We start from the raw sequence: 18,908 nt of genomic DNA on the forward strand, positions 1-18,908 counted from the left end.
CCGCCGTGACGCACGTCCTTCCGTACCTGGTCGCCGCCTATGTGTTCCTCGTCGGCTGCTACGGACTGGCCACCAGCCGGAACCTGATCCACGCCGTGGGCTGCCTGGCCGTGTGCCAGTCGGCGACGTACGTCCTGCTGCTCGCCGTCGGGTACCGCGACGGCGGCACCGCGCCCGTCTTCTCCGACATCCGGCCCGGCTCGCGGCCCGTGGTCGACCCGGTCGTCCAGGCCCTCACCCTCACTGACGTCGTCGTCGGCGCCACCGTGACCGCGCTGCTGCTCGCGCTGACCGTGCAGATCGCCAAACGGCACGGCACGGTCGACCCCGACGAGCTGAGGGAGCTGCGCGGCTGATGCACCGTCTGCTGCCGCTGCTGCCGGCCGTCCCGCTGCTGGGGGCCGGCCTGCTCGTGGCGGGCGGCCGCCACCTGCCGCGCCCGGTCGCCGAGGCCTTCGGCTGCCTGGCCGCGGCCACCACGGCCGCCCTCGCGATCGTCCTGCTGCCGCACTCGTCGCCGGCCCTGGTGGAGTGGGTCGGCGGCTGGTTCCCCAAGGGGGGCGAGAGCGTCGGCATCGTGCTGATCGGGGACGGGCCGTCACTCGGCATGGCGGCGCTCGTCTCCCTGCTCACGCTGGCCGCGCTGGCCTACTCCTGGCACTACTTCGACGAGCCGCCGCGCGGTCACGCCGGCACCTTCCCCGCGCTGATACTGCTCTTCCAGGGCGGCATGTGCGGCTTCGCCGTGGCCGGCGACCTGTTCAACGCGTTCGTGTTCTTCGAACTGATGAGCGCCGTCGCCTACGCGCTGACCGGATACCGCATCGACGAGGCCAAGGCCGTGCAGGGCGCGCTGAGCTTCGCCCTGGTCAACTCGCTGGGCGCCTACTTCATGCTGATGGGCATCGCCCTGCTGTACGCCCGCACCGGCGAGCTGGCCATGGCGAAGATCGCAGAAGGACTGAACGCGGCCGCCGGGCACCACGGGCCGGACGCCCTGACCCTCACCGCCTTCGTGCTGGTCCTGACCGGCCTGCTGGTCAAGTCCGCCGCCGTCCCCTTCCAGTTCTGGCTGCCCGACGCGCACGCCGTCGCGCCCACACCCGTGTGCATGCTGCTGTCCGGCGTGATGGTGGAACTCGGCGTGTACGGCGTCTGGCGGGTGTACGGCACCGTGTTCTCCGGACCGGGCGGCCTCCCCGCGGCCGACGTGACCCGGACCCTGGTGGTCCTGGGCGTACTGACCGGCGCCGTCGGCGCGGTGATGTGCTGGTACCAGCGGCACATCAAGCGGCTGCTCGCCTTCTCCACCATCGCCCACACCGGACTGTTCCTGATCGCCGTCGGCGTGCTGAAGGCCGAGGCCGACGACGGGGCCGCGCTCTACATCCTGGGACACGCGGGCGTGAAGGCCGCGCTGTTCGCCTGCGCCGGCATCCTGCTGGACCGCTACGGCACCGTCGACGAGTTCTCTCTGCACGGCCGGGCCCGGCACCTGCGGGGTGTCGGTGCCACGTTCGCCGTCGCAGGCCTGGCCCTGGCCGGACTGCCGCCCTTCGGGACGGGCCTCGGCAAGGCCGTCAGCGAGGAGGCCGTGGGCGCCCCGCTCACCGTGGTGTACGTCGCCGCCTCCGCCCTCACCGGAGCGGCGGTGCTGCGGGTGGCCGCGCGCGTCTTCCTGGGGTTCGGCCCCCGGCCCGAGGAGCGGGAGGGCGAGGAGCGCGAGGAGGACAAGACGTCCGGCGCCGACGAGGAGCCGGAGACCCGGCAGCGGCTGGTTCGCGTCCCCCGCACGATGGGGACGGTCCCGGCGGTGCTGCTCGCCGCCGCGCTCGCCGTGGGCGTGGTGCCCGGCTTCGCCGGCCTGGTGGGGCACGCTGTCGACGAGGCCGGGACCTGGGGTGTGTTCTCCTCGGTGCACTGGACCGCGACCGGGGTGCTGCTGGACCTGCTGTCGACCCTGCTCGCCGTGGGCCTGGCCCTGGTGGCGGTCACCCGCCCCGGACTGCTGAGCGCGCCCGAGTGGGCACTGCCCCTGCGCCGCCTCCAGTCGGGGCACGTCGGCGACTACGTGGCCTGGCTGCTGGTGGGTACGACCCTCCTGGGCGCACTGGCCCTGCCCGCGGTCCTGCGCTGACCGGCGGCCGGACGGCCGCGAGAGCGGTCAGTAGCATGAGCCCGGCAGCCCGAATGATCATGCGAGGAGCGGATCGTGCGAGACATCGCGGTGTTCAGCGGCAGCGCCCATCCCGAACTGGCGGCGGAGGTCTGCGCGCACCTGGGCGTGCCGCTCAGCCCGACCCGGGTCAGCCGGTTCGCCAACGACTGCCTGGAGGTACAGCTTCAGGCCAACTGCCGGGAACGGGACGTCTTCCTGGTCCAGCCGCTGGTCAGGCCGGTGCAGGAGCATCTGGTGGAGCTGCTGTTGATGTGCGACGCGGCCCGCGGCGCCTCCGCCGGGCGCATCACGGTCGTGATGCCGCACTACTCCTACGCCCGCTCCGACAAGAAGGACGCCCCGCGCATCTCGCTGGGCGGGCGGCTGGTCGCCGATCTGCTGGTCGCCGCGGGCGCGGGCCGTGTCCTGGCGATGACGATGCACGCACCTCAGGTGCACGGCTTCTTCTCGGTGCCCGTCGACCATCTGCACGCGCTGCGCGAACTGGCCGCGCACTTCCGGCAGTACGACCTGACACGCACCACCGTCGTCTCGCCGGACCTCGGCAACGCCAAGGAGGCCGCCGCCTTCGCCCGGATGATCGGTGCCCAGGTGGCCGCCGGCGCCAAGCAGCGCTACGCCGACGACCGGGTGACCATCAGCTCGGTCATCGGCGACGTGTCCGGGCGGGACGTGATCGTGCTGGACGACGAGATCGCCAAGGGCAGCACGATGCTGGAACTCCTGGACCGGCTGCGTGTGTCGGAACCGCGCTCCATCCGGATCGCCTGCACGCACGGCCTGTTCGCGGCGGGCGCGCTCAAGCGGCTCAGCGAGCAGCCCGACGTGCTGGAGATCGTGTGCACCAACACCGTGCCGGTGCCGGTGGAGGACGACGAGGAGTACCGGGACCACAAGGACAAGCTCCGGATCCTCTCCATCGCCCCGGCGCTCGCCGAGGCCGTACGGCGCATCCACAACGGGGAGTCTGTCAGCGCGCTGTTCGACGCGCCGCGCAGCGAATGACGCCTAGGGGTGTCTCGCCGCGCGGCGCACGATCCGCAGCGGTCACACCGGGCCCGACGCGGCCTCGGGTTGTTCGAGAGCCGCGTCCAGCGTCGGGCGGGGCGGCAGCAGCCGGGACAGGCCGGTGACCTTGAGCACGCGCAGCGTCAGCGGGTGCGCGCACACCAGGCGCAGCTCGCCGCCCCCGTCGAGGAGCCGGGCCCGGGCCCGGTAGAGCAGGCGCAGCCCGGAGCAGTCGAAGAAGTCGATCCCGCTCAGGTCGATCACCACCCGTGCCCCGGGCCGGGCCGTGATCCGGTCCAGGTACGGGATGATCTCCACCGCCGCGGCGATGTCGATCTCACCGTGGAGCTCCAGCACGGTGTGCCCGCGCTCCCGGCGGACCCGCAGATGCCGGGTGAATGGCGCGCGTTCGTTCCCCACGACGACCTCGCCTCCCACCGGACTCCGCTGCTGCGGGGGTGCGGTTCAGCCGAACCAACACCCGCCCCCGCTCAGCAAGTTACCCTCGTTGGAGGGAATTCCAGCATGTTCGATTGACATATGTCTGCGAATTGAGGTCAGTCGACCACCAGAACCAGCTTGCCCGTGGTGCGTCCGGTCTCGCCGAGCTCGTGCGCCTTGGCCGCCTCGGCCAGCGGGAACGTACCGGCGATCGTGGCGCTCAGCTTCCCCTCCTCGACGAGGCCCGCGATCGTCCGCATCCCGTGGTGGTCGGCGTCGACCAGCATCCGGACCGCCCGGACGCCGAGCCGCTCGGCCTCCTCGTAGAAGTCGTCGGAGCCCATCGGGATGATCGACACCACGACCCCGCCCGGCCGCAGCACCCGCAGCGAACGAAGGGCGGTCTCACCGCCGATGGTGTCCAGCACGACGTCGACGTCGCGCACGGCCTCGGCGAAGTCGGTCGTGCGGTAGTCGAGGGGTTCGTCCACGCCGATCCCGCGCAGGAAGTCGTGCTTGCCCGCGCTCGCGGTGCCGATGACGTACGCGCCGCGAGCCTTGGCGATCTGCGCCGCCACATGGCCCACGCCGCCCGCCGCCGCATGGATCAGCACCCGCTGCCCGGCGCGCACCTCGGCCCGCTCCACCAGCGCCTGCCACGCCGTCAGCGAGACCAGCGGCAGGGCGCCCGCCCGGACATGGTCGATCCCGGCGGGCTTCGGCGCGAAGACACGGGCCGGGGCGGTGACGTACTCGGCGTGCGAGCCGTGGCCGAACGGGTAGCTCAGCATGCCGAATACCTCGTCACCGGGCCGGAACAGGGCCACGCCGACGCCCGTCTCCTCGACCACGCCGGAGACGTCCCAGCCCAGGACGAACGGCGGCTCGCCGAGGAAGCCGCCCGTGGCGCGGTGCTTCCAGTCGGTGGGATTCACTCCGGCGGCCCGCACCCGGACGAGCACCTCGTTGGGCCGCGGCGCGGGGCGCTCCGGTTCGGTCACCTTCAGCACGTCGGGGCCGCCGAGGACGTCCTGGCTGATGGCACGCATCGTCTTCACGGTGTTCACCTCGCCCATGGTGGACCAGCCCGCCCGGCTCCGCGCGCCGGCTCAGTCGCGCCCACGCCCGCTCTTCTTCTCCGCCTTCTTCGTGGCCTCCTTCGCGGGCCATACGCCGGTCGAGCGCTCGATGGCCTTGGCGCCCGCGCGGTCCACGGCGCTGCGCACCATGGCGAAGATGGCGCCCTGCACCGCCGCGGCCAGCAGGATCTCCCCCCAGCGCCGGTCCCGGTCGAGGGCGTCGGGCGCGTCGTCCTCGTGCCGCATGGCCTTCCACGTGGCGCGGAACGCCATCCCGGCCAGCGAACCACCGGCCCAGCCCAGCACGAAGCCGACGGGCTGGTAGGCGAGGGACAGCTTGTGCTTCTTCTTCTTGGCCACCTGTGTCTCCTTGTGCGGATAGCTCGGTCAGGCCCTGCCCTGGGGAGGGACCTCCTCGCCGTCTCGTACGGGACCCGGTGCCGTGCCCTCGCCGAAGGGACGGCCGCCGAGCTCCTCGCGGTGATGCGGTGTCAGCCAGCCGGACGTCTCGGGCCCGAGCGGCACGATGCCGGTCGGGTTGATGCCCGTGTGCACCTGGTAGTAGTGCCGCTTGATGTGGTCGAAGTCGACGGTGTCGCCGAACCCGGGCGTCTGGTAGAGATCGCGGGCGTACGCCCACAGCACCGGATTCTCCACCAGTTTCCACAGGTTGCACTTGAAATGTCCGTGATACACGGCGTCGAAACGCACCAGAGTGGTGAACAGCCGGATGTCGGCCTCGGTGATCGTGTCGCCGACGAGATAGCGCTGTCCCGCCAGCCGCTGGGCCAGCAGCTCCAGTCGCCGGAACACGCCCGCGCACGCCGCCTCGTACTCCTCCTGGTTCGTGGCGAAGCCCGCCCGGTAGACGCCGTTGTTGACGTCCTGGTACACCTCGGCCGTCACCGTGTCGATCTCGTCGCGCAGCTCCGGCGGATACAGGTCCGGTGCGCCGGGCCGGTGCAGTTCGGTCCACTGCGTGGCCAGGTCGAGGGTGATCTGCTGGAAGTCGTTGGTGACAAGGGCACCGCTCGGCACGTCCACGATCGCGGGCACGCTCACCCCGCCGGGATAGCCGGTCTCCCGCCGGTCGTAGGCCTCGCTGAGGTAGCGGATGCCCAGCACCGGGTCCCGGCCGCCGGGGTCGAGGGTGAAGCGCCAGCTCCGGTCGTCCTGGATGGGATCGACGACGGCCAGGGACAGGGCGTCCTCCAGCCCGAGCAGCCGCCGCGCGACCAGCGCCCGGCTCGCCCACGGGCACGCCCGGCTGACGACCAGCCGGTAGCGGCCCGACTCCACCGGCCAGCCGTCCTGGCCGTCGGCGGTGATCCGGTCCGCGAAGTGGCTCTTCGAACGCTTGAAGGCCTTGTGGCCGTACGCACGGTTGCCCTCGCCGCCCTCGCTCATGCCTCGTCCCTTCTGCCGCACGAGTGTCCTGCCGGACACCTGGCGCGCGGGTGTCCTGGTGGACACGTTCCCCGAAATCCGCCGACGGCACGGTGTGAGCCGTGCCGACGGGGGCAGTCGGCCAGCGTGAGCGGGACACCCGGGAAGACACGCGAGATCCACCCGAAGGAGCACAGGGCCACCCGGCGCCCGACCGGAGGCGGCCCCGGACCGGCCTCGGACCGCAGGACCCGCGTCACCGTGCTGGTGGCGCTCGCGGCGAACCTGGTCATCGCCGCCGCCAAGGCCGTGGGCGGTCTCCTCGCGCACTCGCCGGCCCTGCTGTCGGAGGCCGCCCACTCCGTCGCCGACAGCCTCAACGAGATCTTCCTGCTCGCCGCGCTGCGCCGCAGCCGCCGCCCCGCCGACCGGCGCCATCCCTTCGGCTACGGCAAGGAGCGGTTCTTCTGGTCGCTCCTCGCCGCCGTCGGCATCTTCGTCATGGGCGGCTGCTTCTCGTTCTTCCAGGGCGTCGAGGCCCTGCGCAACGGCGCGCACGAGGACTTCACCGGCTACCTGGTCGGCCTGATCGTGCTCGGTGTCGCCCTGCTCGCCGAGGGGATCTCGCTGCTGCGGGCGCTGCACCAGGTGCGCGGGCAGGGCGGCGCGAGCCGGCTGCGGGACCCGGCGCTGCGCACGGTCGTCGCCGAGGACGGCACCGCGGTGCTGGGCGTCACCCTCGCCATCCTCGGCATGGCGCTGCACATGGTCACCGGGCAGGTCGTATGGGAGGCCTCGGCCTCGCTCGCGATCGGCGCGCTGCTCGTCTACGTCGCCTACCGCCTCGGCCGCGACGCGCGCGACCAGCTGATCGGGGAGGCGGCGGACCCGGAGCTGAGCGGCCGCATCGGCAGCCTGCTGCGGGCGCAGCCGGAGATCGACAGCGTCGAGGCGCTGTTCACCATGAAGACGGGCCTGGACTCGCTGCTGGTGGCGGCCCGCGTCGACCTGGTGCCCGGTCTGGACAGCGAACGGGTCGAGGAGGTCGCGATGCGCATCAAGCGCTCGATCGCCCGCACCGTCCCCGAGGCCGAACAGATCTTCCTCGACGTGACCGACCGGTCGGCCGATGAGGCACGCGAGAGCCCCGCCGCGACGGGGGAGCGCGGCGGGGCCTGAAGGACCGCTGCCCGGAAGGCCGCCGCTCCATGCCTGCCCGGCCCGGATTTCTCCCGGACGGCGGGCGGCGTCCTCCGGACGGCGGCCGACCGGTTCAGTGCCCTTCCGCGGCCTCCAGCACGAAGACCGGGATCTCCCGCGAGGTCTTCGTCTGGTACTCGGCGTACGGCGGATACGCGGCGACGGCCCGCTCCCACCACTCGGCCTTCTCGCTGCCGGTGACCTCGCGGGCCGTCATGTCCTGCTTGACGGGACCGTCCTGGAGTTCCACCCGGGGGTCGGCCTTCAGGTTGAAGTACCAGAACGGGTGCTTGGGCGCGCCGCCCTGCGAGGCGACCACGGCGTAGCGCCCGTCGTGCTCCACCCGCATCAGCGGCGTCTTGCGGAGCCTGCCGCTGCGCGCGCCCCGCGTGGTCAGCAGGATCACGGGCAGCCCCGTGTCCAGGAGCGTGGTCCCCTTGGTGCCGCCGGAGCTCTCGTACAGCTCCACCTGCTCTCGCACCCAGCCGGCCGGGCTGGGCTCGTACTCGCCCTCAAGAGGCATGGCGTACGTCCTCTCGTCGCGTGCTGTGACGGTTCGTGCACCGTCATTCAACACCGGCGGCGAGGACGCCGTCCCCCTCGGTCCGATCCGGCGGGCCGCGGCGGCCGCCCGCGCACCGTATCGCGCCAGGCGGGGCCGCGCGGCGCCGGCTCACGGAGACACCGCCGTGCGCACCGCCAGTGCCATGATCACGGCACTGGAGACCAGGGCGGTGACCAGCCGCCCCCGCCGGCCCGTGAGCGCCCGGCCGAGCAGGGCGCCGCCCCCGGCCAGCAGCAGCTGCCAGCTCGCCGACGCGGCGAACGCGGCCAGGACGAACACCCCCTGCTCCAGCAGCGGCACGGTGTCCGTGGCGCCGGCACCGCCGACGACCAGCGCCGCGAAGTAGATCACCGTGGTCGGATTGAGCAGGGTGATCCCGAGCAGCGCCAGGTAGGCCCGTGCGGGGCCGGGTGGGGGAGCGACGGAGCGGGCGGTGCGCCGGCCCTGCCGGTGCTGCCGTACGGCGGCGACCGTGCCCCGCACCGCCAGTGCGGCCAGGACCAGGGCCGACGCCCAGCGCAGCGGCACCAGGACGGGCCGCAGCGCGTCGGCCAGGGCGGTGCCGCCGAGGGCGGCCAGCAGGGCGTAGAGACCGTCGGCGGTGGCGACGCCGAGTGCGGCGCAGGCACCGGTCCGCAGGGACGTACGAGCGGTCAGGGAGACGAGGAGGGTCGCGACGGCGCCGACGGGCACGGCGATGCCGTAGCCCGCGACCAGCCCCGCGACGAGCGCGGCCGTCACGTTCGCGGCGGACCGGGCCTCCAGGGACGGCCGGGCTGCTGTCGGCGCGCTGCCGGGACGGCGGCGGCGGACAGAGGCAGCGGGAAAACGTCGATCGTGGACATGGCCGGATCCTGCGGGACCGGGGTCTGCCGAGGCAACTTGTTTATGAACGAGGCAACCTGTCTATGAAGCGGAAGAGACGCTTCCCAGCCAGATCCCGCAGGTCACCGATCTGGCCGAACTTCGCGTCGCCCCATGGATGCCTCGGGCATCCAATGGAGATCGGCACGACGCACCCTTCGTCTGCGAGGTCTCCCATGCCGGACCCGACCACCCGACCGTCCCAGCCCGTCGCCTTCCCGCAGGACCGCACCTGCCCCTACCACCCGCCCGCCGGCTACGACCCGGTACGCGCCACCCGCCCACTGGCCCGCGTCACCCTCTACGACGGCCGTCCGGCCTGGCTCGTCACCGGACACACGCTCGCCCGCGAGCTGCTGACCGACCCGCGCCTGTCCACCGACCGCAACCGCGACGGCTTCCCCATGACCACGCCCCGCTTCGCGGCGGTCAAGGACCGCAGGACCGCGCTCCTGGGCGTCGACGACCCCGAGCACCACACCCAGCGGCGCATGATGATCCCCAGCTTCACCCTCAGACGCGCCACCGAGCTCCGGCCCCGGATCCAGCGCACCGTCGACGAACTGCTGGACGCGATGATCGCCCAGGGCCCGCCCGCGGAGCTGGTCGGCGCGTTCGCGCTGCCGGTGCCGTCCATGGTGATCTGCGCGCTGCTCGGCGTCCCCTACGCCGACCACGAGTTCTTCGAGGAGCAGTCACGGCGGCTGCTGCGCGGCCAGGACGCCGAGGAGACCCAGGACGCGCGCAACCGGCTGGAGGAGTACCTGGGCGACCTGATCGACCGCAAGCGCAAGAACCCCGGCGACGGCGTGCTGGACGACCTGGTCCAGCAGCAGCGGCGCGAGGGCCGGCCGGACCGCGAGGAGCTGCTCGCGATGGCCGTCATCCTGCTCGTCGCCGGCCACGAGACCACCGCCAACATGATCTCCCTCGGCACGTACACCCTCCTCCAGCACCCCGAGCGGCTGGCCGAGCTGCGCGCCGACCCCGCGCTGCTCCCGGCGGCGGTGGAGGAACTGATGCGGCTGCTGTCCATCGCGGACGGACTGCTGCGCGTGGCCACCGAGGACATCGAGGCGGCCGGCACGACGATCCGGGCCGGCGACGGCGTGGTCTTCTCCACCTCCGTCATCAACCGCGACCAGGACGTCTACGCCGCCCCCGACACCCTCGACTTCCACCGACCGGCCCGCCACCACATCGCCTTCGGCTTCGGCATCCACCAGTGCCTCGGCCAGAACCTCGCCCGCACCGAGCTGGAGATCGCCCTGGGCAGCCTCGTCCGACGGCTGCCCACCCTCCGGCTCGCCGCCCCGCCGGAGGAGATTCCCTTCAAGCCCGGCGACACGATCCAGGGGATGCTCGAACTCCCCGTGAGCTGGTAAGAGGCGTACCGCCATGCGCATCGACATCGACAGGGACCGCTGCATCGGCGCCGGCCAGTGTGCACTGGCCGCCCCGAACGTGTTCACCCAGGACGACGAGGGCTTCAGCACCCTGCTGCCCGGCAAGGAGGACGGCGGCGGCGACCCGATGGTCCGCGAGGCCGCCCGGGCCTGCCCCGTCGGCGCGATCACCGTCACCGAACCGGCGGACTGACGCCACGGTCACCGCGTCGGCGGAGCGACGTCGCCGTCACCGCTTCGGCGGAATGACGGCGGCGTCCGCGCCCGGCACGTCGAGCACGGCCAGCGGCAGCAGGCGCAGCCGTTCCGGCGCGGCGATCACCTCGTAGGAGGCGATCCGGTCGTCGCGGACGGCGATGGCCAGGGCGAACAGCAGCCGGCCGTGCGGCGCCACCACCGCGCCGACCCGGCCGTCGACCAGGGCGACAGCCGCGAACCGGGCACGGTGGCGCAGCGCGACCGTGCCCTCGGCCACCGCGCGCGCCCCGCGCAGCTCCGCCGGGACTCCGGCCGGCAGGGCGGCCGGATCCGCCCGGCGCACCACGTCCGGGGCGAGCACCTCCAGCAGCGCGCCCAGGTCCCCGCCCCGCGCGGCGGCCAGGAACGCCTCCACGATCCCGCGGTGCCGCTCCAGCTCGGCACCGGAGGCCGCCGGGGCGCCCCGCACCTTGTGCCGGGCCCGGCTGGCGAGCTTCTTCGCGGCTGGCTGCGAGCGGTCCACGACCGCGGCGATCCGGTCGAAGGGCACCGCGAACAGGTCGTGCAGCACGAACGCCACCCGCTCCAGCGGGCTCAGCGTGCCGAGCACCACCAGCAGGGCCACGCCCACCGACTCGGCGAGCAGCGCCTCCTCCTCGGGCGCCCGCCCCTCGACGGGGCCCGCCTCCTCCGGAGCCTCGTGCCCGTACGGCTCCTCGCGACGCGCCGCACGGGAGCGCAGCATGTCCAGGCAGACCCGGGAGACGACCGTGGTCAGCCAGCCGGACAGGTTGTCGATGCCGTCCGCGCCGGTGCGGCCCAGCCGCAGCCAGGTCTCCTGCACGGCGTCGTCCGCCTCGCTGAGGGAGCCCAGCATCCGGTACGCGACCGACCGCAGGTGCGCGCGCCGCTCCTCGAACCGCCGGGCCAGTTCGTCGTCGCCCGCCAAGAGGTCCATGGGTCACCTTTCCGTGCCGTGCTCCGTCACCCCACTGACGAACCGGACACGATCGAGGTGACCCTTCCATGCTGCTGCACATCGACTCCAGCGCCGACGCGACCGCCGACTCGGTGAGCCGCCGGCTGACCGCCGACTTCGTACGCGTGTGGCGGGAGCGGCACGGCACGGCGGAGTACCGCCACCGTGACCTGGCCGCCGCCCCCGTGCCACCGCTCACCGCCGCCTACACCACCCTGGGCCGCAGGGTGGAGCGCCAGGGCTTCGTACCCCCCTCGAAGGTGCCCGCGCTGATCGAGGGCCCCGCCGAGCAGCGGGAGTGGGACCTGACCCTGCCCCTGATCACCGAGCTGCGCTCCGCGCACACGGTGCTGCTCGGCGTCCCGATGTACAACTTCTCGGTGCCCGCGTCCCTGAAGGCGTGGATCGACCGGGTGACCTTCCCCGGGGCGTTCGCCGACCCGGACACCGGCGAGAGCCTGCTGGGCGGCACCCGGGTGGTCGCGGTCATGGCCCGCGGCGGCGGCTACGGCCCCGGCACCCCGCGGGAGTCCTTCGACTTCCAGACGCCGTACCTGAAGGCCTGGTGGGGCAACCTGGGCGTGGCCCCCGGCCACCTCCACCTGATCGCCGCCGAACTGACCCGCGTCGACGTCCTGCCGCACCTCGCCGGCCTGGAGCACCTGGCGCGGCAGTCGCTCGCCGCGGCCCGGGAACAGGTCCGGACCCTGGCCGCCGCCTGAGCCCCGGCGCCTGTCCGCGGAGGTTCAGTCCGGCCACCGCCCGCCTGTGCGGCCGCGGGCGGTTGAGTAGGGTCGGCCGGGTGACGGAACACGCCGGGGAGCCCGTGAAGACACCCTTCCTGTACGTCGTCGTCTGCGCCGCGGGCATCGCCTCCGGCGTCGGGCAGCTGGTCACCGCCGCGCAGGCGCGCGGCTGGGAGGTCGGTGTCATCGCGACGCCGGTCGCCCTGGGCGGCTTCTTCGACACCGCCGAGGTGGAGCGGCTGACCGGCCGCCCCATCCGGTCCGCCTGGCGCAGCCCCGGCGACCCGCGGCCGTTCCCGCCGCCGGACGCCGTGGCCGTGGCGCCCGCCACCTTCAACACGATCAACAAGTGGGCGGCCGGGACCGCCGACACCCTGGCGCTCGCCACCCTGTGCGAGGCGTACGGCCTCGGCGTCCCGGTCGCCGTCCTGCCCTGCGTGGCCGACACACTGGCCGCCCACCCCGCCTACCGGGAGAGCCTGGTACGGCTGCGCGCCATGGGAGTGCGCTTCGGGGAGGCCGCCTCCGGTGAGGCCGAAGAGGGCGGCGGGCGGCCGGACTTCGCCTGGGAGCGGGCGCTGGATCTGCTCGAGGCGTTCCCGCGGCCCCGGGGACCCCGCCCGGCCGAGTCCGGCATGCGGCACGGTCCGCCGTCATGATCGGCCACGGCCTACGCTCTGATCGAGGACCATCCGGAAGGCAGGAGCAGCAACGATGCAGTACGTGAAGCTCGGTTCGACGGGCCTGGACGTGTCGCGGATCTGTCTGGGCTGCATGACCTTCGGTCTGCCCGACCGCGGCACGCACGAGTGGACCCTCGACGAGGAGGCGTCGCGACCGCTGATCCGGCAGGCCCTGGAGGCCGGGATCACCTTCTTCGACACCGCCAACGTCTACTCCGACGGCACCAGCGAGGAGATCGTCGGCCGGGCGCTGCGCGACTTCGCCCGCCGCGACGAGATCGTGCTCGCCACCAAGGTGCACGGACGGATGCGGCCGGGCCCCAACGGCGGCGGCCTGTCCCGTAAGGCGATCATGACCGAGATCGACCACAGCCTGCGCCGCCTGGGCACCGACTACGTCGACCTGTACCAGATCCACCGCTGGGACCCGCACACGCCGGTCGAGGAGACGATGGAGGCGCTCCACGACGTCGTCAAGGCGGGCAAGGCCCGCTACATCGGGGCGAGTTCGATGTACGCCTGGCAGTTCTCCAAGGCCCAGTACACGGCCCGGCTGCACGGCTGGACCCGCTTCGTCTCCATGCAGAACCACTACAACCTCCTCTACCGCGAGGAGGAGCGAGAGATGCTGCCCCTGTGCGCGGACCAGGGCGTCGGCGTGCTGCCCTGGAGCCCGCTCGCGCGCGGCCGTCTCACCCGGGACTGGGACACCACCACGCACCGCAGCGAGAGCGACGCCTTCGGCAGCCGCCTCTACCCGGAGGGCGACCGCGCCATCGTGGAGGCCGTGACCCGCATCGCCGGGGAGCGGGGCGTCCCGCGCGCGCAGGTGGCCCTCGCCTGGCTGCTGCACCAGGACACGGTGACGGCGCCGATCGTCGGCGCGTCCAAGCCGCAGCACCTCCAGGACGCGGTGGCCGCCGTCGAACTGGAGCTGAGCGACAAGGAGATCGAGGAACTCGAGCGGCCCTACACTCCGCACGAGGTCAGCGGTCACTGAGGCCGTAGCTCCCCGGTGGGCCGTGCGGCGCCACGGCCCACCGCGTGCGCCGGCGCGGTCGACTGAGCAGAAACCAGGGGCGTTTGCGGAAGACCGTGTGATCCCTTGTTGCTCCGCGCTGACCTGTGCAAAGGTGTGGCCCTGTCGGCGCGCGGACGATGGGCCCGGAGGAAGACCAGCCGTGAAAGACCCAGGCCTGTCCCATTCCCCCGAACCGCCCGGCCCGTTCGACGCGACGGACCAGCAGCTGAGCACGGAACTGAGCAAGTGGACCGGTGCCACACCCGCGCTCCGGCCCGTCGGTCAACTGCTCGACCGGCACTGGGAAGCGGCCTTCGCCTACGCCCGGCTGTGCACCGACGGCCCGCACCCGGCGGGCATGCTGACCACCGCCTCCTTCACCCGGCTGTTCGGGCAGACGCTGCGTCAGGCCGGACCGACGGCCGCCTGGCGGCCCCAACTGCTGATCACCGTGCGCCGTATCGCCGCCGAGTGGGCCGCCGACCACCGGCGGGAGATGCTGCACCCCGAGCTCAGGGCCGCCGCGGACGACCGGATCGCCGCCCGGCTGCTGCCGCCCGCCGACCGCCGCCTGCTCTCCCAGGCCTTCCAGCGGCTGCCCCAGACGGCCCGCGCGCTGCTGTGGCACGCCGACGTCGAGGCCGAGCCCCTCGCGGTGCCGGCCCGGCTGCTCGGCACCGACGAGGAGGACGCGCGCGTCGGACTCCGGCGCGCCCGGGAGCGGCTGCGCGAGGAGTGCCTCCAGGCCCATCGCGACCTCGCCCCGGAACAGGACTGCCTGCGCTACTTCCGGCTGCTGGACGTGACCTGGCGGCGCGGCGGTGTCGACATCGACCCCGACCTGCGCGAGCACCTGGCCCGATGCACCCACTGCCGGTACACCGCCGACCAGTTGGCGCGGTTCGACGACGGCCTCGGCACGGCGCTCGCCGAAGGCGTGCTGGGCTGGGGCGCGCGGGAGTACCGGGAGAGCCGCGCCGCCGGAGCCGCACCGGCCGCCGAGGACGGGTCACTCACGCCCCCACCGTCCACGGCCTTCGTCGGCGGCGAGGACTTCACGACCGCCCCGCCCGGCGCCTCGGCCGGAGCCGAAGGGTTCGGCTCGTCCGGCAGGCCGGGCATGACCCCGTCGGGAGGCGACGCCTTCGGCACCGTCCCGCCCGGCGGTCCCGCCCTGCGGCGACCGGCCAGGCCCGCGCCGTCCGACCGGGGGCGCCGCCGCGCCCGGCCCGCCGAGGCTGCCGCTGTCCCGCCTGCCGCTGGGGCTGCGGGGGCGGAGTCGTCCGGCGGGCGTGCCTCGGGGCGGCCGGACGGGTTCGCGCTGTTCGACCGGGCCCGCCGCGGTGCCCGGACCGCCGGGGGCGCCGATGTCCCGACCGGTGCTGGGGGCGCGGGCATGGATTCGTCCGGCGGGCCCGCTTCGGGGCAGTGGGACGCGTTCGTGCCGTTCGGCCGGGCCCGCCACAGAGCCCGGCCGGCCACGGAGAGTTTCGTCCCGCCCGGCGCCTCCGGCGCGGAGTCCGGATCCGCCTCGCGTGCCGTTCCCGGGCGGGACACGGCGGGCGCCTCCGGTGCCCGCCGGTCGGCGCACCGGGCCGCCCGGCGTGCCGTCCGCCGGCGCAACCTCGCCATCGCGGTGGCGACGGTGAGCGGACTGGTCGTGCTGCCCCTGGCCCTGTGGTCGGTGCTCGGCTCCGGCGACGACAACGCTTCGGGCCCCGGCCGGCAGCCCTCCGGCACGCCCGGCCCCTCGTCGGGCACCGCGAACCCCGGATCGAGCCCGGGATCCTCGTGGGCCGGCGCGGGCGGGGCGGGCAAGAGCAGCCTGCGGGGACGGCTGCACAACGTCGCCTCCGGGCTGTGCGTCGGCGTCGTAGGCGGCAAGGCCGTCAAGGGTGCGGAGACGGAGCTGACGACCTGCTCCTCGGCGCCCGGTCAGCAGTGGGCGTACGAGAGCGACGGCCTGCTGCGCAGCGGTGCCGCGCCCGGCCTGTGCCTGGACTCCCACCTCGGCTGGTCCGTCCAGCTCGCCTCGTGCCCGGGCGCCTCCGCCCCGGGCGCAAGGAACGTTCGCTACGACTTCACGCTCCAGGGCACCCTCGTCCCGCGTTTCGACCAGGATCTGGCCCTGACCCCCGCCGCGACCGACGGTGCGGGGGCCCTCGTCCTCAAGACGCGCGCCCGGAGCGACACCCAGCGCTGGACGATCGACCCCGCCGCACCGGAGCTCCAGATGGACGTGGCCGACTGGGTCCCGGACGGCGGTGCGTCGGCGCACCGGACGCCCGGCCGCTGAACGCTGTCACGGCCGGGGCCTTCCGACGCACTCAGCGATGCCGGGGCGGCCCCGGCGGCGGGGGCGGCGGGGGCTCCGAAGGCGGTGGCGGGGGCAGGGTCGTGAGGTCCGGTGCCGCCTCCGGCCACACCAGCAGCACCGGACAGGGCGCGTGGTCGACGGCGAACCGTACGGCGGGCCCCAGGCTGTGCGGGCCCAGTCGCTCGCGGTCCCCGTCGCGCGCCAGCACCAGCAGATCGGCGTCCTCGGCCGCCGCCACCACCTCGCGTTCCACCCGTCCGGCCCGCTCCACCTCGGTGCACGGCCGCCCGAGCCGGGCCGCGGCGGCCTGCAGCAGCTCGGCCCCCGACGTGGCCTCCAGATCCGCCACCCGGTCGCCCGGATCCCGCTCGGGACGGCCCCGGCCGAGCAGCCCGGCGAACGCCCCGTGCGCCACGCCGGGCACCTCCGGCCCGCTGACATGCAGCAGCACCACGTCGGACGCTTCGGGCGCATGGCTGCGCACCGCGTCCACACAGGCGGGCCAGGTGCCCTCGACCAGCCAGGCGATCACTCGCATACGACGGCCTCCCTCAGCCTTTCCGCCCACCCGGGCGTGCCGGGCCCTTGACGGGAACTCACAGAATCCGCAGCGCCCCCCACAGTGCCACCACCGCGGGCACGAGTGCCGACGGCACGGCCAGCAGACCGAGCCGGGTGAACTCCCTGAGGTCCACGCCGTGTTCGTGCTGGTGCACGATCCGCCGCCACAGCAGGGTCGCCAGCGACCCGGCGTAGGTCAGGTTCGGCCCGATGTTCACCCCGAGCAGCACGGCGAGCACGGCGCCCGGCCCGGCCGGAGCGGTCAGCGGCAGCAGGACCAGCACCGCCGGAAGGTTGTTGATCAGGTTGGCCAGTACGGCGGCCAGCGCCGCGATCCCGAGCAGCGCGGGCAGCCCCGTGCCGGCGGGCAGGACGTGCCCGAGCGCGTCGGCGAGCCCGTTGTCCACCACCGCGCGCACGACGACGCCCAGGGCCAGGACGAACGCCAGAAAGGCCGGTGCCGCGGCCCGGACCACGGTGGCCACGCCGGCCTTGCCGCGCGCCATCGCGCGCCCGGCGAGCACCAGCGCACCCGCCAGCGCGGCCCACACCGGATCGACGCCGAACGTGGACGTCACGACGAACCCGGCCAGTGTGCAGACGACCGTGACCAGTGCGAACAGCGGTGGCTCGGGCGCTTCCCCGGAGGCCGGCGCGGGCGCCGCGGCGGCCAGGTCGCGGGCGAAGAAGCGGCGGAAGACGACGTACTCGGCGCCGATCGCCACCAGCCACGGCAGCGCCATCAGCGCGGCGAACCGGGTGAAGCTCAGTCCGCTCGCCGCGAACGCCAGCAGGTTGGTCAGATTGGAGACGGGCAGCAGCAGCGACGCCGTGTTGGACAGGTGCGTGCACGCGTACACATGCGGTTTGGGGCGCACGCCCGTCCGGGCGGCGGTGGCGAACACCACCGGGGTCAGCAGCACGATGGTGGCGTCCAGGCTGAGCACCGCGGTGATCGCGGACGCCAGGGCGAACACCGCCGTCAGCAGCCGTACCGGACGGCCCCCGGCCCAGCGGGCCGTCCACGCCCCGCACGCCTGGAACAGCCCTTCGACGTCGCAGAAGTGGGCGAGGACCAGGACCGCGGCCAGGAACCCGACCACCGGCCCCAGCCGCTCCGCCTCGGCGCGGGCGTGGTCCAGCGAGATCGCGCCGGTGGCGACGGCCAGGGCGGCGGCGGGGACGGCCATCACCGCCTCGGGCAGGCCGAAGGGGCGGATGACGGCCCAGGCGAGGACGGCGACGAGCAGGGCTACGGACAGTGCCTCTGCGAGCGGGGTGTTCAGGACTCGTTCCTCCGGACGCGATCAACGGTGCCCGCACATCAAAGCAAACGTCCGCGGGGGATCCGGGCAGACGTGCGAGGACCGGTGCGCGTCAGGGGCCGGTGCCGGGGCTGAAGACCGTGAGGAACACCGAGGAGGCGTTGCCGCCCACGGGAACCTGCCCGGCCGTCCAGGTCACCGTCAGGTGGTCGCGCTCGTCGGGCGGCGTGACGATCAGCGAGGCGGGCGTCGCCGTCCGCGCGCCGCTCACACCGGGGTTGGAGAAGGTCAGGCCCGCCCAGGCGCTCGCGCCCGGCCGCAGCGTCACGGTGCTGGGCGTCCCCGACTCGCGCTTCGGGTCCGGGCCCAGCTGCCGGCCGGAGGCGTCCACGAAGGCGGCGCCCGGATAGCCGTGCACCGTGCAGGTGCGGCCGGAGGTGTTGGTGAGGACGACCGGGAAGTTCTCCTGGCCGGCGCCGGGGTCGTTGCGGCCCACGGTCGCCTTCAGCTCGGAGGTGTGGCAGCGGGTGCCGCGGGCCGTGGTGCCGGTGCCCGAACCGGAGTCGCCGCCGGCCGAGGGCGAGGAGGAGCCCGGGTGCGTCGCGGTCCCCTCCGGGGCGGTGGTGGTGCCGCTCGGCGCGCTGCCCGGTGCGGTGCTCGTGGCGGGCGCGCCGGTCGTCGGGCCACCGGTCGCGGGCGCGGCGGTGCCCGGCACCTTCTGCGGGGGACTGGCCGTGCCGGTGCCGTTGCCGCACGCGGTCAGCAGGCCCAGCACGGCGACCGAGCTCGCGAGCAGCGCCGTGCGGTGGCGGGAGGGGGAGGTGTACGCCATGTTCCACGCTCCTGGAGTTCGTCGCACGCGGTCGGGCGTGCGTCCGGCGCCTGGTGCGCCGACATGGTGTCCGATGCACGGTCGAGGCGGAAAGTTCGCGGTGTGGCGCGCATTTCCTCCGTGGACCCGACTCCTGTGCCGGGCACCTGATGCATTCCCGTTTCCGGGCCGGGTGCCG

The 18,908-nt window shown here is 73.8% G+C and carries 20 protein-coding genes; 10 read left to right on the forward strand and 10 right to left on the reverse strand.

The window, feature by feature from the left end; translation table 11 throughout:
- Nucleotides 1-5 precede the first annotated feature (5 nt).
- The 3 genes from IE318_RS16810 to IE318_RS16820 all read left to right on the forward strand — a co-directional run bounded on the left by IE318_RS16810 (nucleotide 6) and on the right by IE318_RS16820 (nucleotide 3,184).
- Complete coding sequence (locus IE318_RS16810; RefSeq protein WP_037868441.1) at nucleotides 6-356, forward strand: sodium:proton antiporter; 351 nt, start codon at nucleotides 6-8, stop codon at nucleotides 354-356.
- On the forward strand, nucleotides 356-2,137 hold the full coding sequence (locus IE318_RS16815) for a complex I subunit 5 family protein (RefSeq protein WP_189901143.1): 1,782 nt from the start codon (nucleotides 356-358) through the stop codon (nucleotides 2,135-2,137). The genes IE318_RS16810 and IE318_RS16815 overlap by 1 nt, the downstream gene beginning before the upstream one ends.
- A 75-nt stretch (nucleotides 2,138-2,212) precedes the next feature.
- Complete coding sequence (locus tag IE318_RS16820) at nucleotides 2,213-3,184, forward strand: ribose-phosphate diphosphokinase (RefSeq protein ID WP_189901144.1); 972 nt, start codon at nucleotides 2,213-2,215, stop codon at nucleotides 3,182-3,184.
- Nucleotides 3,185-3,226: 42 nt separating this feature from the next.
- On the opposite strand, the gene IE318_RS16825 is transcribed toward IE318_RS16820, so the two are convergent.
- The 4 genes from IE318_RS16825 to IE318_RS16840 form a co-directional block, all read right to left on the reverse strand.
- Nucleotides 3,227-3,607: an anti-sigma factor antagonist gene (locus IE318_RS16825; RefSeq protein ID WP_189901146.1), complete on the reverse strand. Its 381-nt coding sequence runs from the start codon at nucleotides 3,605-3,607 to the stop codon at nucleotides 3,227-3,229.
- 137 nt (nucleotides 3,608-3,744) lie between these two features.
- On the reverse strand, nucleotides 3,745-4,704 hold the full coding sequence (locus tag IE318_RS16830) for an NADP-dependent oxidoreductase (protein ID WP_189901148.1): 960 nt from the start codon (nucleotides 4,702-4,704) through the stop codon (nucleotides 3,745-3,747).
- A 33-nt stretch (nucleotides 4,705-4,737) separates the two neighbouring features.
- Nucleotides 4,738-5,067, reverse strand: a complete 330-nt coding sequence (locus IE318_RS16835; protein ID WP_030172456.1) for a DUF4235 domain-containing protein — start codon at nucleotides 5,065-5,067, stop codon at nucleotides 4,738-4,740.
- 27 nt (nucleotides 5,068-5,094) lie between these two features.
- Nucleotides 5,095-6,114, reverse strand: coding sequence for a glutathione S-transferase family protein (locus tag IE318_RS16840; RefSeq protein WP_189901150.1), 1,020 nt, complete (start codon nucleotides 6,112-6,114; stop codon nucleotides 5,095-5,097).
- 156 nt (nucleotides 6,115-6,270) lie between these two features.
- Here IE318_RS16840 and IE318_RS16845 point away from each other — a divergent pair, with 156 nt between their 5' ends.
- Nucleotides 6,271-7,272, forward strand: coding sequence for a cation diffusion facilitator family transporter (locus tag IE318_RS16845; RefSeq protein ID WP_373311204.1), 1,002 nt, complete (start codon nucleotides 6,271-6,273; stop codon nucleotides 7,270-7,272).
- A 94-nt stretch (nucleotides 7,273-7,366) separates the two neighbouring features.
- Here IE318_RS16845 and IE318_RS16850 read toward each other — a convergent pair whose 3' ends face one another.
- Together IE318_RS16850 and IE318_RS16855 are read right to left on the reverse strand one after the other, a co-directional pair.
- Nucleotides 7,367-7,816: a nitroreductase family deazaflavin-dependent oxidoreductase gene (locus IE318_RS16850; protein ID WP_030172465.1), complete on the reverse strand. Its 450-nt coding sequence runs from the start codon at nucleotides 7,814-7,816 to the stop codon at nucleotides 7,367-7,369.
- A gap of 150 nt (nucleotides 7,817-7,966) precedes the next feature.
- Nucleotides 7,967-8,599 carry a LysE family transporter gene (locus IE318_RS16855; protein WP_189901153.1) on the reverse strand — a complete coding sequence of 211 codons (633 nt, stop codon included), beginning with the start codon at nucleotides 8,597-8,599 and terminating at the stop codon, nucleotides 7,967-7,969.
- Between the two features lie 299 nt (nucleotides 8,600-8,898).
- Here IE318_RS16855 and IE318_RS16860 point away from each other — a divergent pair, with 299 nt between their 5' ends.
- A complete protein-coding gene (locus IE318_RS16860; RefSeq protein WP_229903553.1) occupies nucleotides 8,899-10,107 on the forward strand; it encodes a cytochrome P450 in 1,209 nt (402 codons plus the stop codon).
- Nucleotides 10,108-10,120: 13 nt separating this feature from the next.
- Nucleotides 10,121-10,321, forward strand: coding sequence for a ferredoxin (locus tag IE318_RS16865; protein WP_030172474.1), 201 nt, complete (start codon nucleotides 10,121-10,123; stop codon nucleotides 10,319-10,321).
- A gap of 36 nt (nucleotides 10,322-10,357) precedes the next feature.
- On the opposite strand, the gene IE318_RS16870 is transcribed toward IE318_RS16865, so the two are convergent.
- Nucleotides 10,358-11,284 (reverse strand): sigma-70 family RNA polymerase sigma factor, encoded by a 927-nt coding sequence (locus IE318_RS16870; protein ID WP_189901157.1) that lies wholly within the window; start codon nucleotides 11,282-11,284, stop codon nucleotides 10,358-10,360.
- Between the two features lie 68 nt (nucleotides 11,285-11,352).
- Here IE318_RS16870 and IE318_RS16875 point away from each other — a divergent pair, with 68 nt between their 5' ends.
- The 4 genes from IE318_RS16875 (at nucleotide 11,353) to IE318_RS16890 (ending at nucleotide 16,051) form a co-directional block, all read left to right on the forward strand.
- Entirely contained in the window at nucleotides 11,353-12,027 is a 675-nt protein-coding gene (locus IE318_RS16875) for an FMN-dependent NADH-azoreductase (protein ID WP_189901159.1), read from the forward strand.
- 80 nt (nucleotides 12,028-12,107) lie between these two features.
- Nucleotides 12,108-12,710, forward strand: a complete 603-nt coding sequence (locus tag IE318_RS16880; protein WP_189901161.1) for a flavoprotein — start codon at nucleotides 12,108-12,110, stop codon at nucleotides 12,708-12,710.
- 55 nt (nucleotides 12,711-12,765) lie between these two features.
- Nucleotides 12,766-13,734, forward strand: a complete 969-nt coding sequence (locus IE318_RS16885) for an aldo/keto reductase (protein WP_189901163.1) — start codon at nucleotides 12,766-12,768, stop codon at nucleotides 13,732-13,734.
- A gap of 181 nt (nucleotides 13,735-13,915) precedes the next feature.
- Complete coding sequence (locus IE318_RS16890) at nucleotides 13,916-16,051, forward strand: RICIN domain-containing protein (protein WP_189901165.1); 2,136 nt, start codon at nucleotides 13,916-13,918, stop codon at nucleotides 16,049-16,051.
- A 31-nt stretch (nucleotides 16,052-16,082) separates the two neighbouring features.
- Here IE318_RS16890 and IE318_RS16895 read toward each other — a convergent pair whose 3' ends face one another.
- From IE318_RS16895 to IE318_RS16905, 3 genes are all read right to left on the reverse strand, one after another.
- Complete coding sequence (locus IE318_RS16895) at nucleotides 16,083-16,610, reverse strand: universal stress protein (RefSeq protein ID WP_189901167.1); 528 nt, start codon at nucleotides 16,608-16,610, stop codon at nucleotides 16,083-16,085.
- Nucleotides 16,611-16,668: 58 nt separating this feature from the next.
- Complete coding sequence (locus IE318_RS16900; RefSeq protein ID WP_107473324.1) at nucleotides 16,669-17,919, reverse strand: SLC13 family permease; 1,251 nt, start codon at nucleotides 17,917-17,919, stop codon at nucleotides 16,669-16,671.
- Nucleotides 17,920-18,010: 91 nt separating this feature from the next.
- Nucleotides 18,011-18,730: a DUF4232 domain-containing protein gene (locus IE318_RS16905; RefSeq protein ID WP_189901170.1), complete on the reverse strand. Its 720-nt coding sequence runs from the start codon at nucleotides 18,728-18,730 to the stop codon at nucleotides 18,011-18,013.
- Nucleotides 18,731-18,908: the final 178 nt, after the last annotated feature.

Source organism: Streptomyces spiralis, from assembly GCF_014654675.1.
GTDB classification, from domain to species: Bacteria; Actinomycetota; Actinomycetes; order Streptomycetales; family Streptomycetaceae; genus Streptomyces; species Streptomyces spiralis.